Here is a 13,470-nt window from a genome sequence, read left to right on the forward strand (position 1 = left end):
TCGCAGCGGCGATTGCGTTTTCGCTGCAGGATGTGAGGAAAAGTGAAGGTCCTTGTTCTCGGCAGTGGCGTGATCGGCGTCACCTCTGCCTATTACCTTGCACGCGCAGGCCACGAGGTGACGGTGATCGACCGTCGGCCGAAGCCCGCGCTGGAAACCTCCTTTGCCAATGCCGGCGAAGTGTCGCCCGGATACTCATCGCCGTGGGCCGGCCCCGGCGTGCCGGTCAAGGCGGTGAAGTGGCTGTTGATGAAGCACGGCCCGCTGGTGATCCGCCCCAAGCTCGATCCCGTGATGTGGCTCTGGCTCTTGAAGATGCTGCGCAACTGCACGACTGCGCGCTACGCGGTGAACAAGAGCCGGATGATCCCGATCGCGGAATACAGCCGCGACTGCCTGCAGGCGCTGCGCAGCGAGATCGGCATCCGCTATGACGAGCGTGCGCGCGGCACGCTGCAGCTGTTTCGCGAGCAGGCCCAGCTCGATCACACCGGCGACGATATCGCGGTGCTGAAGCAGTACGGCGTGCCGTTCGAGGTGCTCGGCCGCGAGGGCTGCATCGCCGCCGAGCCCGCGCTGGCCGGCGTGAAGGAAAAGTTCGCCGGCGGGCTGCGGCTGCCGCATGATGAGACCGGCGACTGCCACATGTTCACGCAGGCCCTGGCGCTGGAAGCCGAGAAGCTCGGCGTTCGCTTCAACTTCAATGTCGGCATCGACGGACTGAATGCGGACGCGACCCGGATCACCGGCGTCGCGACCAGCGCCGGGATGATGACGGCGGACGCCTATGTGCTGGCGCTCGGCAGCTATTCGCCGATCCTGCTGCGGCCGCTCGGCATCTCGCTGCCGGTCTATCCGGTCAAGGGCTACTCGATCACCGTGCCGATCAGGGACGCGTCCGGCGCGCCTGAATCGACCGTGATGGACGAGAGCTACAAGGTCGCGATCACCCGGCTCGGCGATCGCATCCGGGTCGGCGGCACCGCCGAGATCTCGGGCTATTCGACCAAGCTCTACGCCGCGCGGCGCGCGACGCTGGATCATTCGCTGACCGACCTGTTTCCGCGCGGCGGCGACCTTCCCAGGGCCACCTTCTGGTGCGGGCTGCGCCCGATGACGCCGGACGGCCCGCCGGTGATCGGCGCCACGCGCTTTGCCAATCTGCACCTCAACACCGGTCATGGCACGCTCGGCTGGACCATGGCCTGCGGCTCGGGCCGGGTGCTGGCGGACATGCTCTCGGGGAAGAAGCCCGAGATCGGCACCAAGGAGCTGTCGATCAAGCGCTACGATGTCAGGTTCGGGTAGGCCGCATCGCTGTACGCGAGCTGCTGGCGCAAGATGAGTTTATTTTGAGTCGAGCAACGGGCTCCGCTTCACCTCGCCCCGCTTGCGGCAGGGGTGTCCGGGGAAATTCAGGCATAGCGGAGCTCCATCTGGTCAGGTGAGATGGTTGATTTCCGACGGCTGGGGTTGATGGGCGGAGGTTTGTCGATGGCAGCGAGGGATCGACGCGTGAGCAGGAGCTGGCCGACGAGTTCGGCGAACCTGAGCGGGAGCATTTTGATGCAGTTGGTGTGAGCGGCGATGCGCAGCAGCAGGTAGGCAATCATCGCAGCGAGCACCTGAAGGCGGATCGCGTTGTCGTTGGCGCCGAGGAACTTGCGAATATCGAGATGCTGCTTGATCCAGCGGAACAGCAGCTCGATTTGCCATCGGCTCTTGTAGAGGGCGGCGATCTCGACGGCGCTACGGGCAAGGTCGTTGGTCAGGAGTGTGATCTTGCCGCCTTTCTCGCGTCTGATCTTGATGCGGCGGAGCGGGATTGGAAGGCGCGAATCGCCCTTGCTGGTGAGCTTCACCTCGTCATCGGCAAGGATTTCGAAGCCATCCCCGTTACGCTTGCGGATGGCGCGATGCCTGAGCGAGCGAAGACGGATGCTCGTCTTCGCCCGGGTAACGAAGAAAGCCTTGCTATCATTGATCTTCTGCCACCAGTCGAAACGGCAATAGCCCTTGTCAAACACATAGGTGGTGGCGGGCTGGATTGGGGTCTGTCGGCCGATCTCGATGTCATTGACGTTCGCGGCCGTCATCTCGACGCAGGTCGGGACATCGCTCCTTGGGTCGTAGACGACATGCAGCTTCATGCCGCGGATGCGGCCGTTCCACGTCGCCCAACTGCAGACCTTGCCGAGCGGGATCGGACTGGCGTCGATCAGACGCACCATCTCCATGCCTTCACTCCGCAGCTGGCGACGCGCCATCGCCGACAGCGCCGCAAAGGTTTGCGCGAAAATGCCGATCGGACGGCGGGCATTGGCATCGGACAACGTCGAGCGCGACAGCTTGCCGGTTCCCAAGTGATAGTGATGCTGCGAATTGGCGTTGAAGCCAGTCACCACCCCGCGCAGACTGCTGTTGCCGCTAAGCTGGGCATAGATCAGCGCCACCAGATGATCCCAGCTCCTGAACGACTTGTCGTAGGCATCCCCGTCCAGACGATCCACAACCGTCTGAACTGCCGTCGATTGATCGGTTCAAGCAGCCTTCCAAAAATGCTACCGCGATATCGCATGCTCGGCCCTCTGTGTCTCGACAACCAGAAAAGACCGATTTGCCTCGGTCCTGCCGAGCATGCACCGCGACACAGTGAATCATTCCCCGGACACCCCTGCGCGCGCGGGGAGAGGTCGGAACGCATCGTCAGATGCGTTCCGGGTGAGGGGGAATCTCCGCAAACGCGGCTGTCGCCGAATACGCTGAGAAGGCCCCTCACCCCAACCCTCTCCCCGTAAGAACGGGGAGAGGGAGCGCAGCACCGTCGCGGCTGCGATTTTGCCCCAATCTCGTCACGCACTATTCGGCGGCGTTCTTCACGGGCGGTTCGACATCGTCGTCGCGCTTCGTTGCCGTCCAGCTCGACAGCGCATTCGAGAACCGGTCGAGATAGAGATACACGACCGGCGTCGTGAACAGCGTGAGCGCCTGGCTCACGATCAGGCCGCCGACCATCGCATAGCCGAGCGGTTGGCGGATTTCCGATCCCGTTCCGGTGCCCAGCATCAGCGCGACGCCGCCGAGCAGCGCCGCCATCGTCGTCATCATGATCGGGCGGAAGCGCAGCAGGCCGCTTTCCGGATCGATTCACGCGGCGACCGATGCTCCTCGCGTTCGGCGGCGATCGCGAAGTCGACCATCATGATGCCGTTCTTCTTCACGATCCCGATCAGGAGGATGATGCCGATCAGCGCGATCAGGCTGAAATCGAACCCGAACGCCATCAGGATCGCCAGCGCGCCGACCCCGGCCGATGGCAGCGTGGACAGGATCGTGAGCGGATGGATGTAGCTCTCATAGAGCACGCCGAGGATCAGGTAGACCACGACCAGCGCGGCCAGGATCAGCAGCGGCACCGAGCTCAGTGACTGCTGGAAGGCCTGCGCGGTGCCCTGGAAACTCGAGCTGAGCGTGGCTGGAGCACCGAGATCGGCGACGGCGTTCTGGATCGCATCGGTGGCCTGGCCGAGCGCCACCCCTTGCGCGAGGTTGAAGCTGATCGTGGTCGCAGGAAACTGTCCCTGGTGCGCGATCGCGAGCGGGCGCACCGGAATAGTGGTCCACTTGCAGAACACGGAGAGCGGCACCTCGTCCCCCGTGGTCGGCGACTTGATGTAGAGCTTGTTGAGCGTGTCGAGCTTGCCCTGCAATTCGGGGAGGATCTCCAGGATGACGTGATAGCTGTTGAGCTGGGTGAAGTATTGGGTCACCTGGCGCTGGCCGAACGCGTCGTACAGCGTGTCGTCGATCAATTGCGGCTGGATACCGAAGCGCGACGCGGTGTCGCGATCGATGGTCAGCGTCAGCGTCGTTCCCTCGGTCTGCTGGTCGGTGGCGACGTCGCGCAGTTCCGGTAGCGTCTTCATCCTGGCCAGAATCTTCGGCGCCCATTCGTTCAGCTCGTCGAGCTTTGCATCCTGCAGCGTGTATTCGAACTGCGTCCGCGTGGCGCGGCCGCCCAGCCGGACGTCCTGGGACGCCTGCATGTAGAGACGTGCTCCCTCGACCGCCTCGAGCTTCGGCCGCAGCCGCGCGATGATCTGCTGCGCATTCGCGTCGCGCTCCTCGCGCGGCTTCAGCGTGATGTACATGCGACCCGAATTCAGCGCGGTGCCGCCGCCGCCGATGAACTCGGCCATGCTCTCCACCGCGGGATCGGCCCGAACGATCCTGCTGAGTTCTTCCTGGTGCCGCTCCATGTCGGCGAAAGAGATATCCTGGGCCATCTCCGACACCGCGTTCAGGAAGCCATTGTCCTGTTGCGGGAAGAATCCCTTCGGAATGATCAGGAACAGATAGACCGACAGTGCGACCGTCGCGAAGAAGATGCAGAGCGTGGTCCGGCTCCAGCTCAGCGCCCGATCAAGCCCTCGCTCATAGGCATGCAGCATCCTGTCGAATGCCGCCTCGCTCCATTGGTAGAGCCGGCCGTGCCTCGTCTCGCCATGCGCGCGCAGGAAGCGCGATGCCATCATCGGTGTCAGCGTCAGCGACACCACCAGGGAGACGAAGATCGCCATCGCCAGGGTCACCGCGAATTCGCGGAACAGTCGGCCGATCACGCCACCCATCAGCAGCAGCCCGATCAGCACCGCGATCAACGAGATACTGATGGACAGGATGGTAAACCCGATCTCGCCGGCGCCCTGCAATGCCGCGGCGAGCGGCCGCGCGCCCTGCTCGACGTATCGCGCTTTTCCAGCATCACGATGGCGTCGTCGACCACGAAGCCGACCGCAATCGTCAGGGACATCAGCGAAAGGTTGTCGAGCGTATAGCCGAACACTCACGTCAGCGCGCAGGCGCCGAGCAGCGCGAGCGGTACCGTGACGGCCGGAATCACCGTGGCCCAGAAGCTGCGCAGGAACAGGAAGATTACCATCACGACCAGAACGATGGTGATGAGCAGCGTGATCTGAACGTCCTCGACGGCGGCGCGGATGGTCAATGTCCGGTCGCTGATGATCTTGATCTGATGGCGGGCGGAATCGCGGCGACGAGCCTTGGAAGCTGCTCCGTGATCCTGTCGACCGTTCCGATGACGTTGGCGCCGGGTTGCTTGAAGATGACTAGGAACACGCCGCGTTTGCCGTCCGCCCAGGCGACCCGCTTCATGTCCTCCGACCCGGCGACGGCCTGGCCGATGTCGCGAATCCGCAACGGGCCGCCGTTGCGGTAGGCGATGATCACGTCATTCCAGTCCTTGGCATCCAGCAACTGATCGTTGGCGTAGATCGTGTAGGCACGGCTCGTGCCGTCGATGTTGCCCTTCGGACTGTCGACCGTCGTGATCGCGATCTGGCCGCGGATATCTTCCAGCGAGCGCCCCTTGGCGACCAGCTTGGCGGGATCGATCTGCACGCGGATCGAAGGCTTCTGCTGCCCGCCGATGAACACCTGGGTGACGCCCGAGATCTGACTGATCTGCTGCCCGAGCTGGGCGTCGACCGCGTCGCTCACGGTGATGAGGGGCAGGGTGTCCGAGGTCGCCGACAGCAGCAGGATCGGCGAGTCCGCCGGGTTGACCTTGCGATAGGTCGGCGGCGTCGGCAGGTTCTTGGGCAACTGGCCACCTGCGGCATTGATCGCCGCCTGGATGTCATTGGCGGCGCCGTCGATGCTGCGGTTCAGATCGAACTGAATGGTGACTGCGGTCGACCCGAGCGAACTCGTCGAGGTCATCTGGGCAATGCCCGGAATCTGCGCGAATTGCCGCTCCAGCGGCTGCGCAACCGAGGAGGCCATGGTCTCCGGGCTGGCGCCGGGCAGACTTGCGGAGATCTGGATGGTCGGAAAGTCGACTTGCGGCAGCGGCGCGACCGGCAACAGGGGATAGGCGACCATTCCGACGAACAGAATGCCGGCCATCAGCAGCGAGGTGCCGATCGGGTAGCGGATAAACCGAGATGAGATGCTCTCGTTCATTTCTGCGATCCAAATGAACGGCAGGCGCATCTTTTACCGAAGGTCGGGAGTCGTCCTCGAAAGCTCGAGCGCGAACGCGCGTTTTCCTCGCCATGGCCAATCGGCAGATCGCGGAGCTGTCTACCTGTTTTTGGCCAGCATAATCATTCCGGGGCATGCCGCGAATGGAAACGTCGGATCGCACATCGACGTTCGTTCAATGGCCGGAATTCGCGTGCCGTTATCGCCGTTTGGGAAGCGTCAAAAATGTCGCTGGCGCAGAATATATCGTGGGACGACATATTATTGCGCGCGCGGTTGGCTCGACGCCACGAGGGGGCGTTATGATTGTTCAGCCGCGGCTTGTCCAATGCAACTTGCTCGTGCAGCGGTCCTAGGCGATGTCGAACTCGTCCTGCATCCTGGTCACGATGTCGCGAAGTTCTTTTTCCTTCGCCTCGTCCAGGGCGGTCTCGCGGGTGCCGCCGAGATCCCAGCTCGGCGTATAGCCCTTGAGCCGGATCAGCTTCAGGCCAGTGACACCGGATCGTCTTTCCAGCTCGGCCGTGATCTCGTGCTGCATTTGAAGCGTCTTCATCGCGCACCTCCGGGAACGCTATTCCGCTCAACAGGACAGCCAGCATCATGTTCCTCGCGAGCCCGCGCCGGATGTGTGTCCCGCCGTGCAGGAACGTGCGCCTTGCGGTCCACGTTGCTTCCGGTCGAACCAGGAAAGGACCTCACATGAAGAAACTGGCAACGATCGGATTGGCTGCGGCCGTGATGCTGTCGACATCGCTCGCCTTCGCGCAGGGTGGCGGCGCCGGTGGCGGATCGGCCGGCGGTGCAAGTGCAGGCGCGGGGACCGGAAGCTCCGGCACAGGAACCGGCACCGGCGGCACCACCGGGATGGGAACCGGCTCGGGAATGAGCAATCCGCCCGGCAGCACGACCGGGAACATGAACAACCCAGGCACCTCGACGCCGAACTACTGGACCGACCCAAACAACAATTCCGCGACCGGGACCGGGACTTCAAACCTTCCCGGCAACAACAGCGGAACGCGGACCAATCCGCGGTGATCGCGAAAGCCTCGCCTCAGCGCGGGGTTTTTCATTACGGTCGCGTTCGGCGACGAAAGAGCCCGGCGCGATGGCCGGGCTGGATCGCGAATATGAACAGATATGTATGTACCAGGCTTGGCAATGCGACGATCTAACCGAATGCCAACCTGATCGTCTGTGCACTTTAGCACACTTGCGCGGCCACCGTGCTCAGCGACCGCAGCCATCGCATCCGGCGCGGGCTTATGCGGCTCATATGCCGTAGAGCCCGCGGCGCTCTCGAATTCATATCCCGCCCTGAAGATATTGAGCCCGACGCAGACGCTCTCGCGTGCAGGCCAGACCGTTGAGGTTCGGCCGCGAGCGCGGCAGCGAACCGAAAGGTGATGTCATGTCTTCGCTTCAGATTGCTATCGGCGACCGGATCATCGAGCCGATGATCGCGCTTGCCGGCTGCACGACGCAACAGCACATCGTCGTGGCCGGCACGAGGAGCATGGAATTGATGTTCGAGCTGCAGCGGCGCGGCTACGCGCGCGCGGCGGCGTCGGGCAATTGCGGCTGCCCCGCCGGTCAGTACGACGTTGCGCTGGTCGATTGGCGGCGGCGCACGCTTCTCTCGCTCGAGCCGGCGCTGGACTGGTTGACGAATGTCCTTAGCGCCCGTGCGGTGCTGGTGGTGTGGGTCGATGCCCAGAAGCCCTCGGCCAACCAAAGCCTGCGGGCGTCGCTGGAGCGGCGCGGCTTCGTCGTCGAGCAGGGCATCGTGCATCAGTACGGCTGCGCGCTGTCGGCACGGAGGTCGCAAGCCCATCCGCTGCAGCTTGCGGCCTGACGCGCTGAACGCGGCTTATCGCGAGGGGAAATCACCATGTCCAAGGTGCGACGCGCCGTGATCCGCGAATGGATGTTGCTGGCGCGCGAGAAACGGCAATCCAGCGAGCAGGCGGCCGCCTTTGCAACGGCGTCGCTGCAGCGGCACGACCTGCCGCGCAGCAGCCGTCGAACACCGCATGAAATCATCATGCGGTGGCTGCGGCCACGCACCGGACGTCCTTGAGCGGTGGCCGCCGCCATCGTGGGGCGGGCGGCAATCAACAGCAGAGCGATCGATGCGTGCCCATGAGTTTGAGCTGCCCCCGCATGCGCCTCGCGGCGCGGAGGATCTTGTTGCCGAAATCGCGAGGTCAACGTCCGACGCTGCGGCCCGCAGCGCCGCGGCGCTCGCGCTGGTGTATTGCGACATCATCGCGGGCGAGGGACCCACGGTGGCCGGCCGGGCGCATTTCTCGCGAACGATCGACGCCGCCGACGCCGCGCTATGTGCGCGCATCCTCTGTGCCGCCGGTCGCGCCGGACATTCGGTCAGTCGCGCCGAAGCCGACGCGGGTTTTTGCGATCGATGCGGTCGGGAGCGAACGGGTCGATGACGGACGTTTCGACGACCTGCTTGCCAAGGCGGTGCTGCATCATCTGATGGGCGCCGCCGGCACAACCATTCCCGGCCGCGAGCAGGCGCTGGCCCGCGACAATCCGCTGGATGACTGGGGGGCGGCGATCGTGCTGGCTGCGGAACCGCGATCCTGGCTCGCCGGTCATCTTGACTGGATGAAGCCGTCATCCCCGGCCGCGCGCACCATCGATGCGGTGCTTCATGTCAATCCGGCAGGACCCCGGCTGCCGCTCGGCATCCTCTTCAACATGGAGGCCTGAACAAGCATAGCCCGTTGAGCCAACGGGTCGCGCGATGGCCCGCCGATGACAGGCTCCGCGACATCCGGGGCAGTCGGTCCCGCATGTCGCTGCGCGCATGCGGGCTACGATGGGTAAGGTCAGCGCGACGGCTTTGGGTTGGCTTTCTTCGCAGGCTTTGCCGTTGTGCCGACCGGCTGCACCCGCAAGCCGTCCACGAATACGTCCAACAGCCGGAGCGCAGTGGTCTGCCAGCCGGGCTGGTCGTGCATGTAGCACATGCCGATCAGCGCCCGCAGCACGTCCTCGGCGCTGATGTCGCCACGGATCGCACCGGCCGCGACCGCGCGCGCGAGCAGGGTGCCGATCGCCTTGGTCAGGCGGTCGAACGAATAGGCGTGCAGCTCGGTCGAGCCGTGAGCGACCAGCGCCAGTGCTGCGACCATGCCCTTCTTGGTGGCGACGAATTCCACGTTAGCGCGCAGCCAGCGCCGCAGCGCCTCGACCGGCTCGGGCGCGCATTGCAGTTGCTCGGCCAGATCGCCGAGCTGCTCGACCTCGCGGCGGTAGACCGCCTCATAGAGCGCTTCGCGCGTCGGGAAGTGGCGATAGAGCGTGCCGATGCCGACGCCGGCATGGCGCGCCACCGCCTCGAGACTCGCCTCGCTGCCGCCGGCCGAGAACACGGCCTTGGCCGCTTCCAGCACGCGCTCGCGATTGCGCACGGCGTCGGCGCGGGGCTTGCGTGCAATTTCTGGTGATCGAGCGGCCATCGCTTTTTCTTTTCACCCTCCCTTGTAAACGGAGGATGCCTCCGTATATGGCGACCAGCACCGGGCCTGACAAGGCGCGCCGATCCTGCATCGGCGGCCACGGGCTTCCGTTGCCTCGATTCAAACCGACCATACACGGATCGGAGCCCTGCATGAATCTCCCACTCAGCCTCACTATCAACGGTGTCCGCCGGGAAATTGCCGTCGACGACCCCCGCGTAACCCTGCTCGACCTGTTGCGCGAGCGGCTCGACCTCACCGGTACCAAGAAGGGATGCGACCGCGGCCAGTGCGGCGCGTGCACCGTCCTGGTCGACGGCCGCCGCATCAATTCCTGCCTCGCGCTTGCCGTCAGCCATGACGGCGCCGAGATCACAACCATCGAAGGCGTCGCGCGCGGCGACCAGCTGCATCCGGTGCAGGCCGCCTTCATCGCCCATGACGGCTTCCAGTGCGGCTTCTGCACGCCGGGCCAGATCATGAGCGGCATCGGCCTGATCCAGGAAGGCCAGGCCGGCGACGATCCGGAGCGCGTGCGCGAATGCATGAGCGGCAATCTGTGCCGCTGCGGGGCCTATCAAGGAATCACCGAGGCCGTGCTCGAGGCGCAGGCCGACATCAACGCGACCAAGCAGAGGCGCTCCGCATGATGAACTTCGATTATGTCAGGCCGGCCAGCGTCGCGGACGCGATCGCGGCGGCATCCGAGAAGGGCGCGAGCTATCTCGCCTCCGGCACCAATCTGCTCGACCTGATGAAGGGCGGCGTCAGCCGGCCGAGCCTTCTCGTCGACGTCACGCGTCTGCCGGGGCTCGACCGCATCGAGCATCTGGCCGACGGCGGCTTGCGGATCGGCGCGCTGGTGCGCAATGCCGATCTCGCGCATGACGCGGAGTTTGCGCGCGACTATCCGGCGGTCGCCGAGGCGTTGCTGTCGGGCGCGTCGGCCCAGCTGCGCAATGCCGCGACCGTCGGCGGCAACCTGATGCAGCGGACACGCTGCGCCTATTTCTACGACGCCGGCAGCGCCTGCAACCGGCGCTGGCCGGGCGCCGGCTGCGACGCGCTGAAGGGCGAGAACCGCCTGCACGCGGTGCTCGGCTGGAGCGAGGGCTGCATCGCAACCCATCCGTCGGATTTCTGCGTGCCGCTGGTCGCGTTCGACGCCGTCGTCGAGATCGAGGGCAAGACCGGCCGGCGCGAGCTGCCGCTCGAGGCGCTGCACCGTCTGCCGGCCGAGACGCCGGAGCGCGAGACCGCGCTGGAGCGCGGCGACCTGATCGTCGCGCTGCGGCTACCGGCCGAAGCGCAAGGCTTCTCCGGGCATGCCCGCTACATCAAGGTGCGCGAGCGCACGTCCTACGCGTTCGCGGTGGTCTCGGCCGCGGCCGGCTTGCGCATCGAGGATGGAAAGATCCGCGAGGCGCGGCTGGCGCTCGGCGGCGTCGCGGCAAAGCCGTGGCGAGCGCGCGAGGCCGAGCAGGTGCTCGCGGGCGCCGCGCCGGATGCGGCGACCTATCGCGAGGCGGCGCGCGCCGCGCTCGCGGGCGCAAAACCGTCCGGCGACAACGCCTTCAAGATCGAGCTCGCGCAGCGCATCGTCGTGCGCGCGCTCACCCTTGCTGCTGCAGGCACCCCGGATCGCATTCCCGCGCTGCCGGGCTCTCCCTTCTCATCCGTTGCAGGAGCGTAACGCATGACGGCTGAACTCAATCTGACCCGCGACCCCGCCCATCTCAGGCACGGCTCGAATATCGGCCAGCCGCTGACCCGCACCGACGGCACGCTGAAGGTGACCGGCAAGGCCCGCTATGCCGCCGACAATCATCCGCCCGGCATGGTCTATGCCGTGATCGCGACCAGCTGCATCGCGCGCGGCCGCGTCACCGCGCTCGACGTCGCCGCCGCCAAGCGCCACCCCGGCGTCATCGACGTGATGACGCCGGCGCACAAGCCGGAGCTCGCCGAAGACCCCGACGCCAAGGGCAATCCGTTCGCCTTCCGCATGGAGCTCTTGCAGAGCGACGAGGTGCGCTACGCCAACCAGGCGATCGCGGTCGTGATCGCCGAGACGCTGGAGGCCGCCACCGAAGGCGCCGCGCTGCTGTCGCCGCGCTATCAGGTCGAGATCGCGCGTGTCGGTCTCGACGCCGGCGAAGCCTACGCGCCGCCGGTGGTCGGCATCGGTAATCCCGCCGAAGTCCGGCACGGCGATATCGATGCTGGCCTTGCCGCGGCGTCGAAGCGGATCGACGCAACTTACGAGACGCCCGCGCAGTACCACAACGCGATGGAGCCGCACGCGGTCGTCGCGGTGTGGGACGGCGACCGCCTGTTCCTCGACACGCCGAGCCAGGGCATGGCGATGGCGCAGATGCGGATCGGCGGCCTGTTCGGCGTTCCGCCCGGCAACATCCACATCAACAGCCCGTTCCTGGGCGGCGGCTTCGGCTCCAAGGGCCTGGTCTCCGGGCCGCAGGTGCTTGGCATCATGGCGGCGAAGCTTGTCGGGCGTCCGGTTAAGCTGGTGCTGCGGCGGAGCCAGATGTACGGCCCGGTCGGCCATCGTCCGCAGACCCGCCAGCGCATCCGGATCGGCACCGGTGACGACGGCCTGCTGACCGCGCTCGATCACGAGGCGCGCGTCACGACGTCGAGCTTCGACGATTTCTATGAGCCGGCGGCGGACGCCTCGCACACGCTCTATGCCAGCCCGGCGATCCGCACCGCGCATGAGGCGGTGCGCGTCGACACCGGCACGCCGCTGTTCATGCGCGCGCCGGGCGAGGCTACCGGATCGATCGCGCTGGAAAGCGCGATCGACGAGGCGGCGTTCGCCTGCGGCATCGATCCCCTGGAATTCCGGCTGAAGAATTATGCCGAGGTCGAGCCGACCACCGGCAAGCCGTTTTCCTCCAAGGCGCTGCGGCAGTGCTACGCCAAGGCCGCCGAACGTTTCGGCTGGGCGCGGCGTCCGCTGCAGCCGCGGCAGATGCGCGACGAGAACGGCTTTCTGGTCGGCTGGGGCATGGGCACCGCGACCTTCCCGGCGCTGATGTTCCAGGGCAATGCCCGCGCCGTAATCCGCGCCGACGGACGCGGCGTGATGGAGAGCGGCGCGCATGACATGGGGCAGGGCGCCTGGACCGCGCTCACGCAAATCTCGGCCGATGCGCTCGCGCTCGATCTCGGGCAGATCTCGTTCCTGTCGGGCACGTCGGACCTGCCGGATGCCGGCATCGCCGGCGGCTCCGCGCACACCGCAACGGTCGGTGCCGCGATCCACAATGCCGGTGCGGCGGTGATCGCAAAACTCGCCGAGCTTGCGACCTCCGATGAGCGCTCGCCGCTGTTCGGCGCCGGCAATGCCGGCGTGGTGGCGCGGGCCGGGCGGCTCCATCGCCGCGACGATGACGCGCGCAACGAAAGCTACGCCGAGATCTTGGCGCGCGCTGGCGTTGCCGAGGTCGAGGCCTCCGGCACGGGTGCGGCCGATCCGGCGGCGCAATCGCAATATGCGATGCACGCGCATGGCGCTGTCTTTGCTGAGGTGAAGGTCGATCCGGAGCTCGGCCAGATCCGCGCCACGCGGCTGGTCGGCGCGTTCGCCGCAGGGCGCATCATCAATCCGTTGATGGTGCAGAGCCAGCTGCGCGGCGGCATGATCTGGGGCCTCTCGTTCGCGCTGCACGAGGAGGCGGTGATGGACAAGCGGTCCGGCCGCATCCTGAATGCGAACCTTGCCGAGTATCATGTGCCCGTGAATGCCGACGTGCCGCCGATGGAGGTGATCACGGTCGACGAGCACGATCCCCATGTGAACCCGCTCGGCATCAAGGGCGTCGGCGAGATCGGCATCACCGGCAGCGCCGGCGCCGTCGCTAACGCCGTCTTCCACGCCACCGGCATCCGCGTGCGGAATTTCCCGATCAAGATCGAGGAAGTGGTGATGGGGTTGAAGTGATGCGGCTTGACG

The 13,470-nt window shown here is 65.8% G+C and carries 10 protein-coding genes and 2 pseudogenes; 8 read left to right on the forward strand and 4 right to left on the reverse strand.

From position 1 onward, the window contains the following. Nucleotides 1-42 precede the first annotated feature (42 nt). Nucleotides 43-1,308 carry a D-amino acid dehydrogenase gene (locus ACVWZM_RS30450; RefSeq protein ID WP_076824368.1) on the forward strand — a complete coding sequence of 422 codons (1,266 nt, stop codon included), beginning with the start codon at nucleotides 43-45 and terminating at the stop codon, nucleotides 1,306-1,308. A 107-nt stretch (nucleotides 1,309-1,415) separates the two neighbouring features. Here the strand turns inward: ACVWZM_RS30450 and ACVWZM_RS30455 are convergent. The 3 genes and pseudogenes from ACVWZM_RS30455 to ACVWZM_RS30465 all read right to left on the reverse strand — a co-directional run bounded on the left by ACVWZM_RS30455 (nucleotide 1,416) and on the right by ACVWZM_RS30465 (nucleotide 6,562). After that, nucleotides 1,416-2,578 (reverse strand): annotated as a pseudogene (locus ACVWZM_RS30455) (IS4 family transposase). Nucleotides 2,579-2,859: 281 nt separating this feature from the next. Further along, nucleotides 2,860-6,015 (reverse strand): annotated as a pseudogene (locus tag ACVWZM_RS30460) (efflux RND transporter permease subunit). A 343-nt stretch (nucleotides 6,016-6,358) separates the two neighbouring features. Then, a complete protein-coding gene (locus tag ACVWZM_RS30465) occupies nucleotides 6,359-6,562 on the reverse strand; it encodes a hypothetical protein (protein ID WP_016844551.1) in 204 nt (67 codons plus the stop codon). Between the two features lie 146 nt (nucleotides 6,563-6,708). Between ACVWZM_RS30465 and ACVWZM_RS30470 the strand changes: the two genes are divergently transcribed. From ACVWZM_RS30470 to ACVWZM_RS30485, 4 genes are all read left to right on the forward strand, one after another. After that, entirely contained in the window at nucleotides 6,709-7,047 is a 339-nt protein-coding gene (locus tag ACVWZM_RS30470; protein WP_076824366.1) for a hypothetical protein, read from the forward strand. A gap of 373 nt (nucleotides 7,048-7,420) precedes the next feature. Further along, nucleotides 7,421-7,864, forward strand: coding sequence for a hypothetical protein (locus ACVWZM_RS30475; RefSeq protein WP_076824364.1), 444 nt, complete (start codon nucleotides 7,421-7,423; stop codon nucleotides 7,862-7,864). Between the two features lie 36 nt (nucleotides 7,865-7,900). Beyond that, nucleotides 7,901-8,089: a hypothetical protein gene (locus ACVWZM_RS30480; protein ID WP_057015177.1), complete on the forward strand. Its 189-nt coding sequence runs from the start codon at nucleotides 7,901-7,903 to the stop codon at nucleotides 8,087-8,089. 263 nt (nucleotides 8,090-8,352) lie between these two features. Then, entirely contained in the window at nucleotides 8,353-8,742 is a 390-nt protein-coding gene (locus tag ACVWZM_RS30485; protein WP_057015176.1) for a hypothetical protein, read from the forward strand. 119 nt (nucleotides 8,743-8,861) lie between these two features. Here ACVWZM_RS30485 and ACVWZM_RS30490 read toward each other — a convergent pair whose 3' ends face one another. Continuing rightward, on the reverse strand, nucleotides 8,862-9,494 hold the full coding sequence (locus tag ACVWZM_RS30490; protein ID WP_076824361.1) for a TetR/AcrR family transcriptional regulator: 633 nt from the start codon (nucleotides 9,492-9,494) through the stop codon (nucleotides 8,862-8,864). Between the two features lie 152 nt (nucleotides 9,495-9,646). Here ACVWZM_RS30490 and ACVWZM_RS30495 point away from each other — a divergent pair, with 152 nt between their 5' ends. Genes ACVWZM_RS30495 through ACVWZM_RS30505 form a run of 3 tightly spaced genes read left to right on the forward strand, consistent with a single transcriptional unit; the run spans nucleotide 9,647 to nucleotide 13,458 of the window. Further along, entirely contained in the window at nucleotides 9,647-10,144 is a 498-nt protein-coding gene (locus tag ACVWZM_RS30495) for a (2Fe-2S)-binding protein (RefSeq protein ID WP_076824359.1), read from the forward strand. Next, nucleotides 10,141-11,187 carry an FAD binding domain-containing protein gene (locus tag ACVWZM_RS30500; protein WP_076824357.1) on the forward strand — a complete coding sequence of 349 codons (1,047 nt, stop codon included), beginning with the start codon at nucleotides 10,141-10,143 and terminating at the stop codon, nucleotides 11,185-11,187. Before ACVWZM_RS30495 ends, ACVWZM_RS30500 begins: the two co-directional genes overlap by 4 nt. Nucleotides 11,188-11,190: 3 nt before the next feature. Further along, nucleotides 11,191-13,458, forward strand: coding sequence for a xanthine dehydrogenase family protein molybdopterin-binding subunit (locus ACVWZM_RS30505; RefSeq protein WP_076824355.1), 2,268 nt, complete (start codon nucleotides 11,191-11,193; stop codon nucleotides 13,456-13,458). Nucleotides 13,459-13,470: the final 12 nt, after the last annotated feature.

This window comes from Bradyrhizobium sp. USDA 4501, from assembly GCF_054062115.1.

What these genes read in the sequence shown, in the direction of transcription:
- ACVWZM_RS30465 (WP_016844551.1), bottom strand. Translation starts at nt 6,562, where the DNA reads ATGAAGACGCTTCAAATGCAGCACGAGATCACGGCCGAGCTGGAAAGA.
- ACVWZM_RS30470 (WP_076824366.1), top strand. Translation starts at nt 6,709, where the DNA reads ATGAAGAAACTGGCAACGATCGGATTGGCTGCGGCCGTGATGCTGTCG.
- ACVWZM_RS30475 (WP_076824364.1), top strand. Translation starts at nt 7,421, where the DNA reads ATGTCTTCGCTTCAGATTGCTATCGGCGACCGGATCATCGAGCCGATG.
- ACVWZM_RS30480 (WP_057015177.1), top strand. Translation starts at nt 7,901, where the DNA reads ATGTCCAAGGTGCGACGCGCCGTGATCCGCGAATGGATGTTGCTGGCG.
- ACVWZM_RS30490 (WP_076824361.1), bottom strand. Translation starts at nt 9,494, where the DNA reads ATGGCCGCTCGATCACCAGAAATTGCACGCAAGCCCCGCGCCGACGCC.
- ACVWZM_RS30495 (WP_076824359.1), top strand. Translation starts at nt 9,647, where the DNA reads ATGAATCTCCCACTCAGCCTCACTATCAACGGTGTCCGCCGGGAAATT.
- ACVWZM_RS30500 (WP_076824357.1), top strand. Translation starts at nt 10,141, where the DNA reads ATGATGAACTTCGATTATGTCAGGCCGGCCAGCGTCGCGGACGCGATC.
- ACVWZM_RS30505 (WP_076824355.1), top strand. Translation starts at nt 11,191, where the DNA reads ATGACGGCTGAACTCAATCTGACCCGCGACCCCGCCCATCTCAGGCAC.